This is a genomic window from Streptomyces ortus, from assembly GCF_026341275.1.
Lineage (GTDB): Bacteria > Actinomycetota > Actinomycetes > Streptomycetales > Streptomycetaceae > Streptomyces > Streptomyces ortus.
The window spans coordinates 3,525,606-3,547,002 of sequence record NZ_JAIFZO010000002.1 but is presented as its reverse complement, the minus strand read 5'-3'; the positions used below and the strand labels follow the sequence as shown (position 1 = coordinate 3,547,002).

Below are 21,397 nucleotides of genomic sequence, written 5' to 3'. Positions count from 1 at the left end.
GCCGTGTGTGAGGGCCGACAGCGGCTAGTCGTCGTCGACGACGGCCAGGAGTTGGAGTTTGTCGTGGCTCGGGGAACCGGGCACGGCGGAGAACACCAGCAGCGTCTGGCGCTGCTCCGGATCCAGCAGCATCTCGGCGTACAGCTCCAACTCTCCCAACTCGGGGTGGAGGTAGCGCTTGAGGTCGTGGTGGTGGGTCACCCCCACCTCGTGCAACCGCCAGATGTTCGCGAACTCGGGACTCGCCTCCAGCAGTGCTGCGACGATCTCCCCCGCCTTCCCCGTGGGGTCCGCCGTGTACGCCTCCCGGATCTCCGCGGCGAAGACCCGGCCCCGCCGAGGGTGGTCCTCGATGGGGTACAGGCCACGCACCCGCGCGTCGCCCGTGAACCAGCGGTACACCAGATAACGGGACAGCCCCGAGTACTTGGTGTAGTCGCCCAACAGCGCGACCGCCGGGCGCGTCTGCAGCAACGCCTCGCCGCACCGTGACAGCACGATGGCGGGCACATCCGCGAGGCCGGCGACGATCCGCAGCATCGTCGGACCCACGTGATCGTCACGCAGCATCCGCCGCGGTGCCGGGAGCCCGCCCAGGATGAAGAGGTGGTCACGCTCGCTCAGATCGAGACGCAGCGCCCGGGCCAACGCGACCAGCATCCGTTCCGACGGCACCGGGCCGCGCTGCTGCTCGATCCGGCCGTAGTAGTCGGCCGACATCCCGGCCAGCACCGCCACTTCCTCCCGCCGGAGCCCGCCGGTGCGGCGGCGCTGCCCGCGGGGGAGCCCCACGTCCTCCGGCTGCAACGCCTGACGACGCGCACGGAGAAAATCCGCCAGCAACGCCCGGTCCATCGTCCGACCTCCTCTGTTCGACAAGGCAATCTTGACGCGAACCGGGAACCGGATGAAGGGCGATCTTAACCGGGGACAAGTTGTCCCTGGCTGAGCGCGGTGAATCGTGGGTACACGGTCAATCTGCGGTACAGGGCGAATCTGCGGTACAGGGCGGATCTTCAGTGCATGGCGAATCCTCGGTACACGGCGAATCCTCGATGCACGGCGAATCCTCAGTACACGGTGATACCGAAGATCGACAGGACCTCCGCGACGGGCTGGTGGTAGGAGACCCCGCCCGAGGTGCAGTTGCCGCTCGCCCCGACCAGGAAGCCGACGGCCAGGGTGCCGGAGTACGCCGGGGCGCCCGTGTCACCTGCCTCCGAGCAGGGGGTGGACCGGATCAGGCCGTAGACGGTGCCCTCGGAGTAGTTGACCGTGGCGTTGACCGCGGTCACCCTTCCGCAGTGGACCCCGCTGGTCCGGCCGACATGGCAGAGCGACTGTCCGACCGCCGGGCTCGCGACCCCGGTGATGTCCTGGTAGACACCCCCGCCCAGCGCGATGTCACCGGGCAGGTTCAGCGTGTTGGAGGTGTAGCGGACCACGCCGTAGTCGTCGATGGGGAAGGCGGCGCCGGCGGTCACACCGACCTGCACGGTACGTGCCGCGTCGGCGTACCAGGTGGTGGTGTGGGTGCCCGAGCAGTGGCCGACCATCACGCCGTAGTAGACGCCGTTGCCCCGCGCGTTGAAACCGACGACGCACTGCGCGCCGGTGGCGGCGTAGAGCACGGTGCCGCCCCGGATCGTCGTCGCCTGCAGGGCGGTGGCGGACGGAACGGTGCCGAAGAGCAGGGCGATCACGGCCGTCACGGCTGTGGTCAGCATCGCCAGGCAGGTGTGCAGACGTCTCACGGCCCCTCCCGGGGTCATCGGTGGTCCGGTACCGGACAGTTCCTTCATGGTGGGGGCGCGGCGGGCGCGGCGACAGACCTACTCAGGCCGTCCCTTCCCGCCTCCGCCTCCGCCTCCGCAGCCGTCCCTTCCCGCCTCCGGGGCCGTCCCTCCCGGCCGCCGCAGCCGGCCCTCGTCGCCGCCGAAACCGCGCCCCGTCTCCCGCCGCATCCGGAGTCGTCACATCACCCAAGTGACGGCCACCGGTCGGCGGCCCACGCGCACCACCCCCGCCAACCCGGAGGCGGCTCGCCGATCCCCCGTCCATCGAGTTCCGCGGCGTCCGGCTCCTCGAACAACGCCCTCCAGTGCGTGAGGTCCGCCTCGCTCATCGGAAAGGTCTGCTCCGGAGCGAGCGACTGACGGCGGGCAACCCTGGCTCGCTGAGTCCCAGGGTCCACCGGCATGTACACGATGCGGTAGGACGCGCCCACGGACTCCGCCAGCGAGCGGACCGCGGACCTTTCGTCACGAGTCCAGCATCCGAAGTCCAGGATCACGTTGGTTCCGAGGCTCAGCGCTTCCAGGCCCAGCGCAAGGAGGCGTCCCTCAAGGACGTCACGCTTCCCGTTCGCATCGGGCTCACCGAACAGCGGGATCATCCATTCATCAGGCGTCAGCCGAAGCGCGTGGTGCTCCACGGCCAACTGCCGAGCCCTGGTGGTCTTCCCGGCCCCCGGGAGGCCGACAGTCAGGAACAACGTGGTCACGCCTGGATCATTCACGGAGTCCAACTGAAGGGCAATCGAGTAACTGCCCCTCTGGTCAGGGACGTTGAGACGGCACCGTAACCCCGTAACCCCGTAACCCCGAACCCCGTAACCCAGAACCCCAGAACCCCGAAACCCCGAACCCCGACTCCGGAACCGCGCCGACGTCACCTAATTGTTATGGCGGATGACAAATAGCGCTCCCCGCCCTCTGGGCACAGGGTCCTGAGCGTCGTAAGTTCCCGCTCACAACATTCAGTTCGGGCGGATCGCCCGACACCCGGCAATTCCCCCGAGTCGCGCTTCTCGGTTTCCCGCTCACCACCCTCGGCCGTCCGGCCGTCCGGCCGTACCACCAGAAAGGACCCTGCCCATGCGCAAGGGACTTCTCCTCACCGCCGCTTCGGTGGCGCTGGCCAGCTCGCTCGCTGCCTGCAGTGACTCCTCGTCGGGCGACGACTCCGGTTCCGGCTCCGGCTCCGGCGCCAAGCCGAAGATCGGTGTGATCCTTCCCGACAGCAAGTCCTCGCCCCGCTGGGAGACCGCGGACCGCAAGTACCTCTCCGAGGCGTTCAAGGCGGCGGGCGTCGAGTACGACATCCAGAACGCGCAGAACGACAAGCAGGAGTTCCAGACCATCGCGGACCAGATGATCACCAGCGGTGTGAACGTGCTGATGATCGTGAACCTGGACAGCGGCACGGGCAAGGCGGTTCTGGACAAGGCCAAGGGGCAGGGCGTCGCCACGATCGACTACGACCGGCTCACCCTGGGCGGCTCCGCCCAGTACTACGTGAGCTTCGACAACGTCGAGGTCGGCAAGCTCCAGGGCGAAGGCCTCACCAAGTGCCTGAGCGACATGAAGGCCAAGAAGCCCATCGTCGCCACGCTCAACGGCTCACCGACGGACAACAACGCGACCCTCCTCGCCCAGGGCTACAACGGCGTCCTCGGTCCGCGGTACAAGTCGGGCGACTACGTGAAGGGCCCGAACCAGTCCGTCCCGGACTGGGACGGCGCCCAGGCCACCACCATCTTCGAGCAGATGCTCACCAGCCAGCCGAAGATCGGCGGCGTGCTGGCCGCCAACGACAGCCTCGGCAACGCGGCCATCGCCGTCCTGCGCAAGCAGAAGCGCAACGGTGAGGTCCCGGTCACCGGCCAGGACGCGACGGTCCAGGCCCTGCAGAACATCCTCGCGGGCGACCAGTGCATGACCGTCTACAAGGCGGTCAAGAAACAGGCCGATGCCGCGGTCGAGCTCGCCGTCTCCCTCGCCAAGGGCAAGAAGGGCAAGACGAACGGGACCGTCAAGGACCCCGAGGGCAAACGCGAGGTGCCGTCCGTGCTGGAGACGCCGCTGGCCGTCTACAAGAACAACGTCAAGGACGTCGTCGACGACGGCTATGTCACCAAGGAGGAGCTGTGCAAGGGCAAGTACGCCGCCCTGTGCGCCGAGGCCGGCATCAAGTAGCCCTGACCGGCCGGACCGTCGTCCCCGGTCCGGCTGGTCCGCTCGGCCCGCCCGGTCCGCCCGCGGGCCCCGGAGCTCCCGTCTCTCCGGGACCCGCGACCTCACGACCCCTGAGGAGCCGTCTTCAATGACCGTGACCCCGATCCTCCGGCTGCGCGGGATCGACAAGAGCTTCGGCGCCGTGCGGGTGCTGCACGACGTGTCCTTCGACGTCCGTCCGGGGGAGGTGACCGCACTCGTCGGAGACAACGGCGCGGGCAAGTCCACCCTCGTCAAGTGCATCGGCGGGATCCATCCGATGGACGGCGGCGAGTACTGGTTCGAAGGTGCGCAGGTCCAGGTGCACAGCCCGCGCGAGGCGGCGGCCCTGGGCGTCGAGATCGTGTACCAGGACCTGGCACTCTGCGACAACCTCGACATCGTGCAGAACATGTTCCTCGGCCGCGAGAAGCGCCGGGGGCTCGTCCTGGACGACACGACGATGGAGGAGATGGCTGCCCAGACCCTCGAAGGTCTGTCGGTCCGTACCGTCAAGTCCATCCGCCAGCAGGTCTCCAGCCTCTCCGGCGGCCAGCGGCAGACCGTGGCCATCGCCAAGGCCGTGCTGTGGAACAGCAAGCTCGTCGTCCTGGACGAGCCGACCGCCTCGCTCGGCGTCGCCCAGACGGCGCAGGTCCTCGAACTGGTCCGGCGGCTGGCCGACAACGGTCTCGCCGTGGTCCTGATCTCGCACAACATGAACGACGTCTTCGCGGTGTCCGACCGGATCGCCGCCCTGTACCTGGGCCGGATGGCCGCCCAGGTCAGCACCTCCGACGTGACGCACTCCCAGGTCGTCGAACTCATCACCTCGGGCCGCAGCGGAGACCTCGGCCTGGCCCAGAGCAATGGAGTCACCGCATGACCGCCGCAGTCGCCCCCGAGAAGCCGGAACTGCCGCGCGGTCCCGGTACGCCGAAGAAGAACGGAGCGGCCGGAGCCACAAGTCTGCGCTCGGTCGCCCGGAACTACGTCGACCGGGTGAGGGGCGGCGAGTTGGGCGCCCTTCCCGCCGTACTCGGCCTGATCGTCCTGTGCGGGTTCTTCGCCGCACTGCGCCCGGTCTTCCTGTCCGAGCTGAACTTCGCCAACCTGCTCACCCAGGGCGCGGGCAGCATCGCCATCGCCATGGGGCTGGTCTTCGTCCTCCTCCTCGGCGAGATCGACCTGTCCGCGGGGTACGCGAGCGGGGTCTGCGCCGCCGTCCTCGCCATCCTGCTCACCGACCACGGATGGCCCTGGTACGGTGCTGCCGGCGCGGCGATCCTCACCGGCACGGTCATCGGCCTGCTGCTCGGCCTGCTGGTGGCGAAGGTCGGCATCCCCTCCTTCGTGGTCACACTGGCCGCCTTCCTGGGGTTCCAGGGCATCGTGCTGATGCTGCTGAAGGAAGGCACCAACATCTCGATCCGGGACGAGACGATCCTGGCCGTCGCGAACAACAACCTCTCCCCGGCGCTGGGCTGGGTACTGCTGGCCGTCTGTGTCGGGGCGTACGCGGCGATCCAGTTCCGGCGGAGCGGGAACCGCCGGCGGCGCGGGCTCGCCACCCCTCCGGCCGTCCTGCTCGCGGTCAGGATCGGTGGCCTCGCGGCGCTCGGCGCGATCGCCGTCCATCTGCTCAACCAGGAGCGCAGCCGCAACGTCATCGTCGACTCGCTGAAGGGCGTGCCGATCGTGGTGCCGGTGATCGCCGTCCTGCTCGTCGCCGGTACGTTCCTGCTGCAGCGCACCAAGTTCGGCCTGCACATCTACGCCGTGGGCGGTAACGCGGAGGCTGCCCGCCGGGCCGGCATCAACGTGGCGGCCGTCCGGATCTCGGCGTTCGTCATCTGCTCCTCGCTGGCCGCGGTCGGCGGCATCATCGCCGCGTCCCGGGGCAACTCGGTTGACCCCAACACCGGGGGCAGCAACGTGCTGCTGCTGGCGGTCGGCGCCGCCGTGATCGGCGGCACGAGCCTGTTCGGCGGGCGGGGCAGGGTCGTCGACGCCGTGCTCGGCGGCATGGTGGTCGCGGTCATCCAGAACGGCATGGGCCTGATGGGGTACAGCTCAGGGGTCAAGTACGCTGTCACGGGTTCCGTTCTGCTGGTGGCCGCGGGCGTGGATGCGCTGTCCCGTCGCCGGGCCGTACGACGATGATGTCTGGGGTGCCATGAAAGCCGGTCCCTCGCAGGAGGAGATCCGCCGGCACAACCTCGGCACCCTGCTCCGTCATGTGCACATCGGCGGATCCATGTCCCGTGCCGTGCTGGCCGAGCGCATGGGGCTCAACCGCAGCACCATCCTGGGTCTGGTGAGCGAGCTGGGCTCGGCCGGCCTGGTCCGCGAGGAACTGCCCCGTGAGACCGGCCGGGCGGGCCGGCCGTCCCTGGTCGTACGGCCCGAGTCCGACCGCGTGTACGTCCTCGGCTTCGACGTGGGAGTGGACCGGCTGGCCGCCGCCCGTATCGGCCTGGGCGGGGTCTTCCTCGACCGCAGGGAGATCTCGGTGCTTCCCGGGCCCCGGCACGCGGGCAAGGTGGCCGAGATCCTGGCCGGCGCCGCGCTGGACATGGTGGGTGCGGCAGGGCACGGCACCTACTGCGTCGGTGTGGCCGCCGCTGTCCGCGGGATGGTGCGCCGACCCGACGGTTTCGTCCGTGCCGCCCCCCATCTCGGCTGGGAGGACGAGGAGTTCGGCGAGGACCTCATGCGTCTGCTGGGCCTCGGCCTGCCCGTCTCGGTGGGCAACGAGGCCAGCCTCGGCGCGCTCGCGGAACACCTGCGCGGAGCCGGGGCGGGCTGCCAGGACCTCGTGTACCTGCACGGCGACATCGGCATCGGCGGCGGTGTCATCAGCGGCGGCCAGTTGCTGGCCGGCGACCAGGGATACGGCGGCGAGATCGGGCACATGGTCGTCAACCCGCGGGGCGGCAGACCCTGCGGCTGCGGGGCGCTCGGCTGCCTCGAAGCGGAGGCGGGCGAGCGGGCCCTGCTGGAGGCCGCGCAGCGCGATCCGTCGGCGACCGGCCGGGAGGCCGTGCACGCCGTCGTCGAGGCGGCGGACCGGGGCGACATCGCGGCGCGTGCCGCCCTGCACGACATCGGTGACTGGCTCGGCATCGGCGTGGCCAACCTGGTCAATGTGCTCAACCCGCGCACGGTCGTCTTCGGCGGGACGCTCCGCGAGGTGTACCTCGGCTCGGCCGCCCAGATCCGCAGCCGTATCAACCGCATCGCCCTGCGGGCCTCCCGCGAGAACCTGCGGCTGCGCGTGGGGGAACTGGGCGCCGACGCGGTGCTCATCGGAGCCGCCGAACTCGCCTTCTGCGAGATCCTGGACGGCCCCCTGGAGACCCTGGCCCGCGCCGGCGCATAGGCACGTACGGCGAGGCGGCCAGTACGGCGACGCGACCAGTCAGTACGGCGACGCGACCCCGTACGAAGGTGGCCGGTGCCGAGTGTCGAGTGCCGGATCGGGGGGACGGGCCGGATCGGGGGGACGGGCCGGATCACCTCGTGATCCGGCCCGTCCGGTCGTGTCCGCTCAGGGAGCGGCACGGGGGCCGGCTCGGGACTCAGCAGGCCTTGCGCACGTATCCGCTGCTGCCGGGGGCGGTGACGAGCACATCACGCAGGACGACGCTGAGGCGACCGCCCCACTGGGCGCACGTCTCGTCGAAGTACTTCTGCTTGTACTCGATCACGATGACGTGGTCGTTGAAGCCCTCGGTGTAGTCGCCGCACTCCTTCCACTCGCCGCACTCCTCGGCGACGGCGAAGTCCAGTCCGGTCGCGGAGCGCGAGGTGGAGAGTTGGGGGGTGTTCTTCTGGCCGATGGCCAGGCCCTTGTCGTGGGCGTGGTCCGCGAGCAGTTTGACGAACGCCTTGGCGTTGCTCTCGCTGATCAGGTTGGTCCGGGTGAAGGAGTCGAGGTTGTCGGGCTCGACCGCGTCGAAGCCCTTGTCGGCACAGGTGTCGATCCAGGCGTTGACCTTCGCGGCGACCTGCCGGCGCTTGTCGGCGGTGCGGATGTCGAGGAAGGCCTCGTCCCAGTCCGGGTCGTAGACGACCTTTCCGGCGGCGTCCTTCAGCAGCAGGTCGCCCCACTGGCTCTCGGCTCCCGGCTGGGCCTGGAAGGCGTTGACGTAACAGATGTTGTACAGGCCGGCCGCGGGGGAGGCGGTGTGGTCGCGGGAGACCACCCCGACGCCGGCGGCGGGGGTGTAGGCCTGGCCGATCTGGTAGTCGAAGGACGCGTTGACCGGCGGCAGTTCCACCGCCGGGGCGGCGTTCGCGCTGGAGGAGACGAGCAGGCCGCCGACGACGGCACACGTCAGGGACGCTGCCACGACGGCAAGCTTGCGGGACCGCACGCGATGGGTGTGGGGCATGTGGAGCTCCAGAGGATGGGGGTACGTCCCCGCCTCGGACTGCGCTGCGATGCGGCCGTCCTGGCGACTGTGTCCGGACTTGCGGTTGCGGGCACCGCACTACCGGCTGGGCGTACCTCTGGCGCCAGGAGTTCGATGTTGGCGCTGCAGGGAGTAAACCGAGCGGCTCACACCATGTCAACCGGGCCGGATCCGGATGCGGAACGTTCACCACCGCACTCGAAGACGCCAACTGCCCAGCAGAAGCTGATGACTTGGTAAAAACCCGGCACCAGGTCATGTACACGCCTATTCAGGAGAGTGCAGAGTCTGCCTGTCCGTTTCACCGGAACATGCGCGAAGGGACGACTCATGACCCTCTCCCGTTCGGCACGCCTGGGGGCGGTGGCCACAGCCGCCGCCTCCTTCTGCCTGATCGCCGCCGCACCCGCGCCCCATCCGGGCGCCGACGGCGTCGGCGACCCGTACTTCCCACAGCTCGGCAACGGCGGCTTCGACGTACGCCACTACGGCCTCGACGTGGCGTACGACCCCGACACCGACCGCCTCGACGGCCGTACCACGATCACCGCGCGCGCCACCCAGAACCTGTCGTCCTTCGACCTCGACCTCCAGAAGCTGGAGGTGACGAAGATCGCGGTGAACGACAGACGGGCGAAGTTCACGCGCGAGGGCGACGAGATCCGCGTCAGCCCGCGCGACAGCCTGCGCAAGAACAGGACGTTCACCGTGACCGTCACCTATGGTGGCGTGCCCGAGCCGCTGAGCGGCCCCATCGTCTTCGGCTCCGACTACGGCTGGATGAAGACCGCCGACGGCGTCTTCGTCGCCTGCGAGCCCAACGCCGCGTCGACCTGGTTCCCCTCCAGCGACCACCCGGGCGACAAGGCCACCTTCGACATCCGCATCAAGGCCCCCAAGGGCCTGACCGGGGTCTCCAACGGCCGGCTGGTCGGCACGTACGACAAGGGCAACCGGACCGTCGCCCACTGGCGTGAGAGCAAGCCGATGGCGACGTATCTCGCGACCGCCACCATCGGCAGGTTCAACGTGCGGCAGGGCACCACCCCGGCGGGCACCCCGATCTACGTCGCCATCGACCCCGTCCTGGAGAACAGCAACAACGTCGACGTGTACGAGGTCACGGCGGAGGCCACCGACTACTGGTCGAAGATCTTCGGCCCCTATCCCTTCGAGGAGACCGGCGCGATCGTCGACGACATGCCGCAGGCCGGCTTCTCGCTGGAGACCCAGACCAAGCCGGTCTACTCCGCGGTCCGCAGTGAGTCGACCATCGTCCACGAGCTCGCCCACCAGTGGTTCGGCGACTCCGTCTCGGTCGAGAAGTGGAAGCACATCTGGCTCAACGAGGGCTTCGCGACCTACTCCCAGTGGCTGTGGAGCGAACACAAGGGCACCCAGAGCGCCCACGACGCCTTCCTGGCGGGCTACAACGCACGTCCCGCCGACGCGGCCTTCTGGCAGACGGTCGTCGGCGACCCGCAGCGCGACACGATGTTCGCCTCAGCCGTCTACCAGCGCGGCGCGATGACGCTCCAGGTCCTGCGCGAACGCATCGGTGACAAGGCGTTCTTCGAACTGCTCCCGGCATGGACCCGGCAGAACCGGCACGGGAACGTGAACACCGACGATTTCATCCGGCTCGCCGAGAAGATCTCGGGCAAGCAGCTCGACTCGCTGTTCCAGACATGGCTGTTCACCAAGGGAAAGCCTGCCCTGTAGCGGAAACCTGCAGGGGGCTGCCGACTCGGTGGCGGGACTACGCCTTCTCGCCGCCCCGTCGGTCCGCCAGGCCGCGGATCAAGGAGACGAAGGGTGCGACGTGCGAGCTGTAGCTCATACCGTCGAAGCTGTTCGTCAGTGACAGCCCGTCAGTCATGGCCCGCCCCAGGACAGCCAGCTCCTCGATGAAGGCCTTGTCGCCCGCGACGTCGCCGGGTGCGAAGACAGGTGTCAGGACGTCCACCCACGAAGCGTGGGCGAAGTCGCGGATGCGGCGCACGGTGGCCCGTACGACCTCGTCGTCCTTCTGCGGTCCCACGCTGATCGCCAGCAGAAGGCGCAGGTAGTCGGGCCGTTCGTCGAGGGAGGCGCACGCGGCGGTGAACCAGGCCTCGAACCGGTCGAGGGGTTCGAGGTCGTCGAAGGAGGAGGGATGGGCGAACAGCGCGTGCAGCTCGTTGAAAGTGCGGTCGAGCAGCGCCGCCAGGACGCCCAGTTTGTTGCCGAAGTGGTAGTAGATGGAACTGGCGGGCAACCCGGACTGCGTGGAAAGGTCCGAGATGGCCATGCCGTCATACCCACGACTTGACACGAGGCTACGGGCCGCATCGAGGATGAGATCACGGCTGCTCAACCCGGCAGCGGCCGATACGGAGTTGTTTCCCCTCACCATCGGCCCATGACAGGTGCCACGTGATGGGTGGACGGACAGGCGTACGGCGGGGGCAAACCGGTGCCTGCCCCCCGTCCGCCAGGTGGCCGAGGCGGCTCAGCGCAAGAAGCCTTCGTAGGTGCGCTGTTGCAGCTGGCCCTCGATCTGCCTCACCGTCTCCAGGCCCACCCCGACGATGATCAGAATGCTGGTGCCGCCGAACGGGAAGTTCTGGCCCGCGCCCGTCACGGCCAGCGCGATGGTGGGGACGAGAGCGATCAGTCCCAGATACAGCGCGCCCGGCCAGGTGATCCGGGTGAGCACGTGGTGCAGGTACTGGGCGGTCGGCCGCCCGGCCCTGATTCCCGGTATGAAGCCTCCGTACTGCTTCATGTTTCCGGCGACCTCGTCCGGGTTGAAGGTGATCGCGAGATAGAAGAACGCGAAGAACACGATCAGGGATCCGCGAGCGGCTCGATCAGTTGACCACGGAGCTGCTGCGGGAACTGAAAGGCACCGAGCAACTGCGTGACAGGCCCGTCCCTTGCGCGGTGCAACTCTCGCTGGCGGCCGGCTCCGCGGCGGTGCTGGAACGACTGGACGCGCTCCACCGTCAGGCACTCAGGACCGGGACGCATTCCGTGTGCCGGTAGGGAGCGGGCCGGGCAAGCCTCGTAGCGCTCCAAGGTAGAACGTTCGGTCTTGACATCCTGTGGCGCGGTCGCCATGATGATGAGACAGAACATTCAGTCCCGCGGAAGAGTGTCCGTTGGTTCGCCGTTGGCGGCCGTCCGGCACACCACGCACGTTCAGCGGACTGAAGTGGTCATCCCCCTGGTCGAAGCGGCCGACAGCACAGCGTGCCGAGCCCGCCTCACCTCCCCGTATCAATCGAAAGGTTCGTTGTGAGCACTGTTGCTGCTGCTCCGTCCGGTGTCGCCGGGACCGCGTCTGCCCTGCGGCGGTTGTACTTCGTCCGGTTCGCGTTCGCGATCGTCTGGGCCGCGGTGCTGCTTCCGATGGCATCGAAGATCAACCCGGTGGTGGCGACGCTTCTGGTGCTGTACCCGCTGTTCGATGTGGGCGCGGCCGTGTACGACGCGAAGGTTTCGAAGGGCACGGGGTCACCCGCGCTGCTGTACGTGAACGTCGCGGTCAGTTCCGCCACGGCGATCGGTCTGGCCGTCGCGAGTGCGTCGGGTATTCCGGCGGTGCTGCGCGTGTGGGGTCTGTGGGCCGTGGTGGCCGGACTGGTCCAGCTGATCGTGGCCGTTCCCCGACGCAAGATGGGTGGCCAGTGGCCGATGATCCTCAGCGGCGGCATCTCGGTCCTGGCGGGCGGATCGTTCATCGCTTCGGCCGGCGCCGACGACCCCGCGCTGTCCGGCGCGATCGGCTACGCCATCCCTGGCGCGATCTTCTTCCTCATCTCGGCCCTGCGCCTGGGCCGCGCCTCGAAGGGTGAGTGACATGGGCGAGAACGTCTATGACGTCATCGTGATCGGCGCCGGACCGGTCGGCGAGAACGTCGCCGACCGGGTGGTGCAGGGCGGACTGACTGCCGCCGTCGTCGAGCGCGAACTGGTCGGCGGTGAGTGTTCGTACTGGGCCTGCATGCCGACCAAGGCGCTGCTGCGGAGCACGGCTGCGCTCCGGGCCGCCCGGCAGGTGCCGGGGGCGCGTGAGGCGGTGAGCGGTGAGCTGGATGTCGCGGCCGTGCTGCGCCGTCGGGACTCCTTCGCCTCACAGTGGAAGGACGACGGACAGGCGTCCTGGCTCAGCTCGGCGGGGATCGCGCTGTACCGGGGCCAGGGGCGGATCAGCGGCGAGCGAGCCGTCGAGGTGGCCGCCGAGGACGGTACGACGACGACGTTGACCGCGCGCCACGCGGTGGTGATCGCGACGGGAACCGCCGCGCTGCTGCCGGACATCGACGGTCTGCGTGAGGCGGCGCCGTGGAGCAGCCGGGAGGCCGCTGCCGCGAGCGAGGTGCCCGGGCGGCTCGCTGTGATCGGCGGCGGTGTGGTGGCCTCGGAGATGGCGACGGCGTTCGCCGGTCTTGGCTCGTCGGTGACGGTGCTGGCGCGTGACGGTGTACTGCCGCTCGCGGAGCCGTTCGCCGGTGAACGGGTCACCGTGGCACTTCGGGAGGCCGGTGTCGAGGTGCGTCTCGGCGAGGAAGCCGTGTCCGTGAAGCGTGACGGTGACGGTTCGGTGCACATCACGCTCGCCACCGGGGAGAGCGTCGAGGCCGACGAGGTTCTCGTCGCGGTCGGTCGTACGCCCAACACGCAGGACATCGGCCTGGGAGCGGTCGGCCTGACTCCGGGCTCCTGGCTCGCGGTGGACGACACGCTGCGGGTGGTCGGGCCGGCCGGGGAGCCCTCGGCCGACGGATGGCTGTATGCGGCCGGTGATGTCAACCGCCGTGTACTGCTGACGCATCAGGGCAAGTACCAGGCTCGTGCCGTCGGTGATGTCATCGTGGCGCGTGCCAAGGGCGAAGCGGTGCACGACGAGCCATGGGGCAGGCATGCTGCCACCGCGGACGAGCGTGCGGTGCCGCAGGTGGTGTTCACCGAACCGGAGATCGCGTCGGTGGGACTGACCGCGGCTGCCGCCGAGGCCGCCGGCCTGCGGATCCGTGTCGTGGACCACGACCTCGGTGCTGTCGCGGGCTCGGCTCTGCATGCCGAGGGCTATCAGGGACACGCCCGCATGGTCGTCGACGAGGACCGCAAGGTGATCGTCGGTTTCACCCTCGTCGGCCCCGACGTGGCTGAACTGCTGCACGCCGCGACGATCGCGGTCGTCGGCGAGGTGCCGCTGGACCGGCTCTGGCACGCGGTTCCGGCGTTTCCCACTGTCAGCGAGGTCTGGCTGCGGCTGCTGGAAGCGTACGGGCGCTGACCGACCCGTGCCGTCCCGTCCCGTCGTGACCCCGACGGGACGGGACCGTGACAGGACGAACGGCCCCCACCGCAGGGCACGCACTTCACGAGCCCAAGATCATCTTATGGCGCATCTTCATGACGCAACGGAGTGACCTGATGGAACCGGAACTCACGAGTCAGTTCGAGGACGACGACCCGGCAGGGCTCACGTCCGGGAGACGAGCGGTCAGTGGCGGTGACAGCGGGTCCGCGGGCAAAGAGATGGAGTTGCTGCACCCGGGGAAGGACCGTGTCCTTGAGTTCACCGTGCGAGGACCGGAGAACGGGCCGGTCGTTCTCTTCCATCACGGCATGCCGGGTTCAGCGGTTCCGATGGACTCCGTCCTCGACTCGGTGATGGGCAAGGGGTATCGCGTCGTGACCTGCTCCCGCCCCGGCTACGGCGCGTCGACTGCGGCCCCGGGGCGCACAATTGCCGACACCGCGGAGACGTGCCGCGTCCTCATGGATCATCTGGGCGTCCACGAGTACTGGGTGGCGGGGTGGTCCGTGGGCGGTCCGTACGCACTGGCCACGGCCGTCGCCGACTCCGCACGGGTCTCCGGTGTGCTGTTGATCGCCTCCTTCGCGCCGTATGACGCCCAAGGACTCGACTTCGTCGAGGGCATGGGTGTGCAGAACCGTGTCTTTTTCGGGAGTGCGGCCCGCGAAGAGCGGGAACAGCGCGCGATCGTCACGCAGATGGCGGCGATCGTCCGTGACAGCGATCCTGCCGAGCTCGCGGCCGGCATGGCGAGCCTGCTCCCGAAAGTGGACGCAGCCGAACTCACCGGCGCCTACGGCGTGGACAACGCCGCGCACATGAACCACGGACTCGCGGCGGGGGACGATGGGTGGCTTGAGGACCTGCGGGCGCTGACGGCACCGTGGGGGTTCGAGCCGGGTGACATCACCGTTCCCGTCGAGTTGTGGCACGGCGCCCTCGACCAGATGGTGCCGGTCGCGCACGGGCAGTGGCTGACCCGGCAGTTGCCTACCGTCCACGCTCACATCGAGGGCGGCCACGGACACATATCGCTCGGCGTCGGAAGACTGGGACACAAGCTCGACCGGCTCAGGTCCAGGGCGGCCTGACCGCACCGCGACCTGACGCGTACCGCGACGTCACGACACGTGGCTGCGCCGGTCACGACCGATGCACGGCGGGGAGCCACGAGTTGTGCGCCTTTCGTGCTGCACGTGACTGCACATGACTGCAGGTCATCTCACCTGACTGCCGAGGACACGGTCACGTGACTGCATGTGACCGCACCTGACTGCCGAGGACGCGGCCGCAGGTCTCCTTGCGGCGCTCCTCGAATCCGAGCGCGTAGGGAGCTGTTGTGTCATCCAAGAACGTCGTGGACTACATCATCGTCGGCGGCGGGCCCGCGGGATCGGCGTTGGCCCACCGGCTCGGCGCGAATCCGCAGAACCGGGTCCTGGTGATCGAGGCGGGTAGCGGTTCCGACCTGGGTCCACGGCCTCCGGCCCCCGCGAACCTCGTACGGGCGTCGAGCAGTGGTTCGCCGTACATGAGGCACTACGCCCATCGGCCCTACGACACCGACCGAACGGAACAGCGGCTGACGGGGCGGGCCTTGGGCGGTTCGCCGACAGCTCCCGGCTTGATCTGGGACCGAGGGGGAGAGGCCGACTACGACGCGTGGGAGGCGGCCGGCATCACCGGCTGGAACCGGTCCCGTTTCGAGCAGGCCTTCACCGCCATGGAGAAGAACGCCCTCGGTGTCACCGGAGGGCGCGACGTCGGCAGCCCCCGCAGGCCCGAGGTGCCGGGCCCGCCGGACCTGGCGAGCGCGTGGTGGATCGACGCTCTGGCGCGGCACGGCATCGAGGCGGCCGAAGACCTGAACGTACGTCACGAGCAGGCCGCGTACGCGTCGTTGTCGACCTGGAACGGCGCCCGCACGAGCGGACCCCGCGCGTTGCTGCGCGGATACGGCCGACGGTCGAATGTCCGTGTCCGCACCCACTGCGAAGTCCGTCGGATCCTCTTCGACGGCACGACCGCGACCGGGGTCGAGGCGAAGACCCGTCGAGGAACGGTCCGGTTCACTGCCTGCCGTGAAGTTGTTCTCTGCGCCGGGACTACGGGGAGCCCCTTGCTGCTCGAACGCAGCGGTGTGGGTGACCCGGAGGTGCTCACCGCAGCCGGGGTGCACCTCGTCGCGGCGAATCTCTACGAGTCCGTCCTCGAGCTCGAGCTGACCGACTACCGCGCCCCCGGCCTGTACTTCTTCCGTTGCAACACCGCCCACCACAGCATCGCGCTCGCGCGCGCGGCGACGCCGTCGATCCACCACCTCGAGTTCGAGTACGACTCGCTCGACGACGTCGGGCGGGCCTACGACCGAGCCAAGGCCAACGGCGAGCCGATCTCGATCAGTCTCGGCCGGCACATGAACGACAAGGCGATCTCGTTCTATGTGCGGAACCCCAGCGGATTCCACCTCGAGATCGGCTGCGGCGGGATCGAGGTCGGGGAGCACTGGGTGCCGCACGACTTCGGCGTTCCGGACGTGTGGGGGCACCACCACGCCAGTGCCAATCCCTTCGCGTCGCCGACGTCATGACGAGCACGCACCGGGGCCCTGACCTGTCCGGTCGCCGTGCCGTCGTCACTGGCGCGGCGAGCGGGATCGGCGAGGCCGTCGCGACCCGGGTGGCGGGGCTCGGAGCCCACGTCGTCGTATGTGACATCGATGCCGGGGGCGCGGCACGGACGGCCGGGCGGATCGGCGGCGAGGCGCTGGTCGTCGACCTGAGCCGCACCGCGGACCTGGCGGACCTGGCACTGGAAGCGGACATCCTGGTGAACAACGCCGGAGTCCAGCAAGTCGCTCCCGTCGAGGAGTTCGAGCCCGAGCGGTTCGCGTTCATGCTGCGACTGATGCTGGAGGCACCCTTCCTGCTCAGCCGTGCCGTCCTTCCCCGCATGTACGAGCGGGGCTGGGGCCGGATCGTCCACATCTCCAGCATCCGCGGGCTGCGGGCCAGTCCCTACAAAAGCGCGTACGTCAGCGCCAAGCACGGTCTTGCGGGCTGTCGAAGGTCATCGCCCTGGAGCGGGCCGCCAAGGGAGTGACCAGCAACTGCGTGTGTCCCGGGTATGTGCGGACCCCACTGGTGGAGAAGCAACTGGCGGACCAGGCGGCGGTGCACGGACTGAGCCCCGGTCAGGTGGTCTCGGACGTGCTGCTGGCGCGATCGGCGCTCAAGCGGCTGATAGAGCCCGACGAGGTCGCCGGCGCGGTGGCCTTCCTCTGCTCACCGGAGGCGATGTCCGTCACCGGCACGGAGCTGACCCTCGACGGAGGGTGGAGTGCGTCCTGACAACGATGACCAGGGCCTCCGCGGCGCCCTCGCGGCGTTTCCCGGAGCTACAGGCCGCTGCGCGGCGCCGGTCCGCGAACAGGTCGCTCACCTCCAGGTACAGCACGTTCGGCGAATCAGGCGGACTGCCCCGTCGTGGGCAGGAGAGAATCGCTTGTGACACCGGGAGTCGGTGAGACGTCTGCCCTGTAGCGCTCCCGCGGAGCAGGGGGATGAGGAGGAAGCGTGACCAAGATCGAGTGGGTGTGGCTCAGCAGAGGTGTCAGGGCTGTTCCTCGGCCCGTCACCACCCCGTTCGTCTGGTTCGTGGCTCTCGCGGGCGCTCTGCTGCTGGTGGCGATCACGAACCGCCTCGGTGAACACGGCCGACCCGCCGTGGCCCTCGTCGCGCTGTCTCTCCTCGCCGCGCTGCTCGGACTGCGCGCCCGCTTCGCCGCCGCGCCCGGCACCGCCGTACTGTGCTGGCTGGTGCTGAACGGCTTCGCCATCCCGCCCGCCGGACAGCTCACCTGGGCCGGGCACCGCGACACCACGTGGCTTGCCTGTCTGCTCGCCGCTGTGGTCGCCGGAACCACCATCGCTCGGGTGGTCAACGCCCGCGCCGCATACCGCCGTGTCACCCAGCGGCACGACCCGTGGGCGTAGCCGGACCCGACGCCGCTCGTGTCGTCGGCCACAACGACCTCGACAAGCGCGTCCGGATCGTCGCGGCCGACCTCGGCACCGAGGTGCCGAACCAGCCGACAGCCCAACAGCAGGGCTGACCGCAGGAACTGACGGCAGCGCAGGGCAAGGACTACGAGCAGAAGTTCGCGAACCTGTTGCGCTCCGCGCACGGCAAGGTCTTCACGACGGTCGCGGAAGTCCGCGCCACCACGGGCAACACGCTGATCAGGCAACTGGCTTCGGACGCCAACCAGACCGCGCTCGATCACATCGCGATGCTGGAGCGAACCGGGGACGTCGACTTCGACGCGCCGGCCCTCGATGCCGCGAAGGGGCTTACCGCCGGCCCGACCGGGCCCCCGCCGCCCGCGCCCGGGGCATCCACCGTCTCGGTGCGGCCCGCGCGGCCGACCGGTGACCCCGCCCTGACGTCGAGCCCCTCGGCGCTGCCGACGGACGGCACGGTAGGCACGGAGCGTCCACAACCCTCGGACCCGCAGGGCCTACTGCGGTAGCCGGGCCCGCCCGACGTGGCTGCCGGCACATCACACTGGCTGTGCCGCGTGGTGAGTGCTGAGCGCCGCCTGTGACGTACCCCGTCGCCCAGGGCCGAATGGGGCGGGTGGGGTGACCGGACGGCAGCCCAACAGGCCGTGTCGAAGGGGACGTTCAGCCCCGCGGTCGCGGACCTTCGGCATCCGGTGCCGAGCGCCGCGTGGGTCAAGAGTGGGAGGTGTCAGAAACCGACTGGACCGAACTCGAAGGGATCACCACCATGGCCGTGCACGAGCACCCGCACCGCAGTCCGCGATTCCACCTGCCGTCGCTGCGGGGGAACCGGACCGCACCCGCATCCGAGGACGGGGTGGCGATGCTCAGCGACACGCACACCGCACGTGCCTACGCTTTCGCGTCGCTGCGTCTGCTGACCGGGTTCGTCTTCCTGTGGGCTTTTCTGGACAAGACGTTCGGCTTCGGTTACGCGACGCCGTCCGGCAAGGGCTGGATCGACGGCGGCTCGCCGACCAAGGGTTTCCTCAGCGGTGTGGCCGCCGGTCCGATGGAGTCCACGTTCCATGACTGGGCCGGGGCGACCTGGGCCGACTGGCTGTTCATGATGGGTCTGCTGGGCGTCGGAGTGGCCGTCATGGCCGGGGTCGCGCTGCGGCTGGCCGCGCTGGCCGGGATCGCGATGATGGCGCTGATGTGGATCGCGGAGTGGCCGCCGGCGAAGCACCTGTCCGACGGCGCGCCCAGCATGTCGACGAACCCGTTCGTCGACTACCACGTGATCTACGCCGTCGCGCTGATCGCCCTCGCGGCGGCTGCCGCCGGTGCCACCTGGGGTTTGGGCAAGGTCTGGGCCCAACTGCCCGTCGTCCGCGACCACGCCTGGCTGCGGTGACCGCCCGGGAGGCGGCGGACCCGTCACGGGCCCGCCGCCTCCGTCGGTCCAAGGGCCCTTCGGCCCCGGTCGGGGACCAGCGGCCCCTGCCTCAGACACCCCCGCGCCACGAAGTTGGAACCACATCACCCGTCAGGAGGCACCATCATGGTCCGCACCGTTGTCGCAGGTCTCGACGGATCGGCCGAGAGCCACGCCGCCGCCGAGTGGGCGGCCCGCGAGGCGAAACTGCGCGGCCTGCCGCTGAAGCTCGTCCATGTCTGGGAGCCGGTCCCCGAACCGATCGCCCAGGCACCGCTGCTCGGCGCGGAGACGCAACAGCACTGGACCGAGCGCATTCCACGGGAGGCGGCCGACGGCCTCCGGCTGCGCCACCCCGGCGTGGACGTGAGCGTCGAACAGCTCAGCGGCTCACCGCGCGACGTGCTGACGCGCGTGGCGAAGGACGCCGAACTGCTGGCCCTCGGCTCCCGCGGCATGAGCGGCATCGGAGGCTTCCTGCTGGGGTCCGTCGGCCAGGCCGTCGTGGCCCAGAGCGACCGGCCCGTGGTTCTGGTCCGGGCGGGAGAGCAGGCCGCCGACGAACACGCGCCGGACCCGTCCGGCATCCCCTCCGCCGCGAGCCCCTTCCGCCCCGTGCTTCTCGGCCTCGACACCGACAGCCCGCACGACACGGTGATCGGGTTCGCCTTCGACGCCGCCGCCCGACGCGAGTCGGGCCTGCGGGTCGTGCACGGCTGGAACCCTCCGCCCTACTACGCGTACGGGATCCCGGCGGACCCCGGACTCCATGAAGAGCTGGCCAAGCAGCAGGTCGCGGCCCTCACCGAGGTGCTGAGCCCGTGGCGGAAGAGGTTCCCCACGGTCGAGGTCGTTGAGCGGTCCCGCTTTGGCAGCGCGGCCAACCACCTGGTGGACGCGGCCCGCGAGGCCTCCCTGGTCGTCGTCGGGCGACGGATCCGGACGAACCCCCTCGGCGTGCACGTCGGCCCCGTCACGCACGCCGTCCTCCACCACGCCACCGCGCCCGTCGCCGTCGTGGCACACCACTGACACGGGTGCACCACTGACGCGTAGGGCCGAAGAGGAAGAGGCGTTCACGAAGACAGAAGACAGCGGTCGTACAGGACGGTCAGGAGGGTGAGGGTGATGGAAAAGGTGATGGAAAAGCCGCTGGTGGTCGGGGTCGACGGATCCGATGAGAGCCTGCACGCCGTCGACTGGGCGGCTGACGAGGCCGCACTGCGCGGAGTGCCGCTCCGACTGGTGTTCGCATCCCTGTGGGAGCGTTACGAAGGTGCCTCGTTGGCCCAGGGCCTCGGCAGGACGTCCGAGCAACTCTTCGACGACAGGATCGTCGAAGCCGCTGACCGGCGGGCCCGCGGCCGTCGGCCCGAGGTGCGGACCGAGACCGAGGTGCTGCCTGACGCGCCGGTGCCGGCGCTGGTACGCGAGGCCCGCACCGCCGCCCTGGTGGTCCTCGGCTCACGCGGCCGTGGCGCCATCGCCGAACTGCTGCTCGGTTCGGTGAGTCTCGCGGTCGCCGCGCACGCCCACTGCCCCGTGGTCGTCCTGCGGGGACGGCACGACAGGAGTGGTGGCGGCGCGACGCACGGGCGCGTCCTGCTCGGTGTGGGCGAGGGGGAGGACGGCTCGGCAGCAGTGCGCTTCGCCTTCCAGGAGGCCGGGCGACGGGGCGCGGTCCTGGAGGCCGTACGGGCCTGGCGATGTCCCGCGTACGAGACCACCGACCATCCCTTGATGGCCGGAGAGCCGGCCCGCCTGCACGAAGAGGGAGCGGTCAAGGTACTGGAGGCGGCCATGACCGACGCCGCCACGGAGTACCGGGCCGTCGAAGTGCACCAGCGTACGGCCGAGGGCACCGCCCGCAAGGTGTTGCTGGACGCCTCGGCCTCCGCGGACCTGCTCGTCGTCGGAGCCCGGCGCAGGGGTGGGCACTTCGGGCTCCAGCTCGGGCGCGTCGCTCATACGGTGCTGCACCACTCCGCCTGCCCTGTCGCCGTAGTGCCCGGGGAATGAGGAAAGGAAACTCGGTGCCGGTGCCGCGCTGACGCGCATGTTGATGGTGATGACCGTCCGGACGGTGTCGCCCGGCGCCCGGCGCCCGGCGTCCGGCGTCCGGCGTCCGGTGTCCGATGTCCGGTGTCCGGTGTCCGGACGGTCCCCGCTGACGCGGCTGCGCGGGGTGTGCCGCTCCGGAGCGCTCCGCGAGCAGTGCGGGAGCGCCCCGG

Annotated in this window: 18 protein-coding genes and 3 pseudogenes; 15 read left to right on the top strand and 6 right to left on the bottom strand. The window is 69.6% G+C overall.

The annotated features are described in order from the left end of the window. Nucleotides 1-24 precede the first annotated feature (24 nt). The 3 genes from K3769_RS18990 to K3769_RS18980 form a co-directional block, all read right to left on the bottom strand. Complete coding sequence (locus K3769_RS18990; RefSeq protein WP_267027597.1) at nt 25-855, bottom strand: helix-turn-helix transcriptional regulator; 831 nt, start codon at nt 853-855, stop codon at nt 25-27. A 215-nt stretch (nt 856-1,070) separates the two neighbouring features. Further along, entirely contained in the window at nt 1,071-1,754 is a 684-nt protein-coding gene (locus tag K3769_RS18985; protein ID WP_267027596.1) for a S1 family peptidase, read from the bottom strand. A gap of 224 nt (nt 1,755-1,978) precedes the next feature. Beyond that, the gene (locus K3769_RS18980) at nt 1,979-2,503 is read right to left on the bottom strand and encodes a P-loop nucleotide/nucleoside kinase family protein (protein ID WP_267027595.1); all 525 of its coding nucleotides are present in this window, start codon (nt 2,501-2,503) and stop codon (nt 1,979-1,981) included. Between the two features lie 373 nt (nt 2,504-2,876). Between K3769_RS18980 and K3769_RS18975 the strand changes: the two genes are divergently transcribed. From K3769_RS18975 to K3769_RS18960, 4 genes are all read left to right on the top strand, one after another. Then, nucleotides 2,877-3,977 carry a sugar ABC transporter substrate-binding protein gene (locus K3769_RS18975; RefSeq protein ID WP_267027594.1) on the top strand — a complete coding sequence of 367 codons (1,101 nt, stop codon included), beginning with the start codon at nt 2,877-2,879 and terminating at the stop codon, nt 3,975-3,977. Between the two features lie 127 nt (nt 3,978-4,104). Further along, entirely contained in the window at nt 4,105-4,881 is a 777-nt protein-coding gene (locus tag K3769_RS18970) for an ATP-binding cassette domain-containing protein (protein ID WP_267027593.1), read from the top strand. Continuing rightward, on the top strand, nt 4,878-6,158 hold the full coding sequence (locus K3769_RS18965) for a sugar ABC transporter permease (RefSeq protein WP_267027592.1): 1,281 nt from the start codon (nt 4,878-4,880) through the stop codon (nt 6,156-6,158). The genes K3769_RS18970 and K3769_RS18965 overlap by 4 nt, the downstream gene beginning before the upstream one ends. 13 nt (nt 6,159-6,171) lie before the next feature. Beyond that, a complete protein-coding gene (locus K3769_RS18960) occupies nt 6,172-7,377 on the top strand; it encodes an ROK family transcriptional regulator (RefSeq protein ID WP_267027591.1) in 1,206 nt (401 codons plus the stop codon). Nucleotides 7,378-7,576: 199 nt separating this feature from the next. On the opposite strand, the gene K3769_RS18955 is transcribed toward K3769_RS18960, so the two are convergent. Beyond that, complete coding sequence (locus tag K3769_RS18955; RefSeq protein WP_267027590.1) at nt 7,577-8,392, bottom strand: endo alpha-1,4 polygalactosaminidase; 816 nt, start codon at nt 8,390-8,392, stop codon at nt 7,577-7,579. Nucleotides 8,393-8,743: 351 nt separating this feature from the next. On the opposite strand from K3769_RS18955, the gene K3769_RS18950 reads away from it, so the two are divergent. Further along, a complete protein-coding gene (locus K3769_RS18950; protein ID WP_267027589.1) occupies nt 8,744-10,135 on the top strand; it encodes a M1 family metallopeptidase in 1,392 nt (463 codons plus the stop codon). A 37-nt stretch (nt 10,136-10,172) separates the two neighbouring features. Here K3769_RS18950 and K3769_RS18945 read toward each other — a convergent pair whose 3' ends face one another. After that, nucleotides 10,173-10,808: a TetR/AcrR family transcriptional regulator gene (locus K3769_RS18945; RefSeq protein WP_267027588.1), complete on the bottom strand. Its 636-nt coding sequence runs from the start codon at nt 10,806-10,808 to the stop codon at nt 10,173-10,175. A gap of 96 nt (nt 10,809-10,904) precedes the next feature. Further along, nucleotides 10,905-11,246: pseudogene (locus tag K3769_RS18940) on the bottom strand (preprotein translocase subunit SecY); the annotation flags it as partial. 446 nt (nt 11,247-11,692) lie between these two features. On the opposite strand from K3769_RS18940, the gene K3769_RS18935 reads away from it, so the two are divergent. The 10 genes and pseudogenes from K3769_RS18935 to K3769_RS18890 all read left to right on the top strand — a co-directional run bounded on the left by K3769_RS18935 (nt 11,693) and on the right by K3769_RS18890 (nt 21,185). Then, a complete protein-coding gene (locus tag K3769_RS18935; RefSeq protein WP_267027587.1) occupies nt 11,693-12,256 on the top strand; it encodes a hypothetical protein in 564 nt (187 codons plus the stop codon). Nucleotide 12,257: 1 nt separating this feature from the next. Then, nucleotides 12,258-13,697, top strand: coding sequence for a dihydrolipoyl dehydrogenase family protein (locus tag K3769_RS18930; RefSeq protein WP_267027586.1), 1,440 nt, complete (start codon nt 12,258-12,260; stop codon nt 13,695-13,697). A gap of 140 nt (nt 13,698-13,837) precedes the next feature. Continuing rightward, nucleotides 13,838-14,815 carry an alpha/beta fold hydrolase gene (locus K3769_RS18925; RefSeq protein WP_267027585.1) on the top strand — a complete coding sequence of 326 codons (978 nt, stop codon included), beginning with the start codon at nt 13,838-13,840 and terminating at the stop codon, nt 14,813-14,815. Between the two features lie 248 nt (nt 14,816-15,063). Further along, nucleotides 15,064-16,314, top strand: coding sequence for an FAD-dependent oxidoreductase (locus tag K3769_RS18920; RefSeq protein ID WP_267027584.1), 1,251 nt, complete (start codon nt 15,064-15,066; stop codon nt 16,312-16,314). Next, nucleotides 16,311-17,074, top strand: a pseudogene (locus tag K3769_RS18915) (SDR family oxidoreductase). Before K3769_RS18920 ends, K3769_RS18915 begins: the two are co-directional and overlap by 4 nt. 225 nt (nt 17,075-17,299) lie before the next feature. Next, nucleotides 17,300-17,719 carry a hypothetical protein gene (locus K3769_RS18910; RefSeq protein ID WP_267027583.1) on the top strand — a complete coding sequence of 140 codons (420 nt, stop codon included), beginning with the start codon at nt 17,300-17,302 and terminating at the stop codon, nt 17,717-17,719. Between the two features lie 20 nt (nt 17,720-17,739). Further along, nucleotides 17,740-18,255 (top strand): annotated as a pseudogene (locus K3769_RS18905) (DUF4142 domain-containing protein); the annotation flags it as partial. Between the two features lie 260 nt (nt 18,256-18,515). Next, the gene (locus tag K3769_RS18900) at nt 18,516-19,145 is read left to right on the top strand and encodes a DoxX family membrane protein (protein WP_267031436.1); all 630 of its coding nucleotides are present in this window, start codon (nt 18,516-18,518) and stop codon (nt 19,143-19,145) included. Nucleotides 19,146-19,292: 147 nt separating this feature from the next. Next, nucleotides 19,293-20,198 (top strand): universal stress protein, encoded by a 906-nt coding sequence (locus K3769_RS18895; protein WP_267027582.1) that lies wholly within the window; start codon nt 19,293-19,295, stop codon nt 20,196-20,198. A gap of 96 nt (nt 20,199-20,294) precedes the next feature. After that, on the top strand, nt 20,295-21,185 hold the full coding sequence (locus K3769_RS18890; protein WP_267027581.1) for a universal stress protein: 891 nt from the start codon (nt 20,295-20,297) through the stop codon (nt 21,183-21,185). Nucleotides 21,186-21,397: the final 212 nt, after the last annotated feature.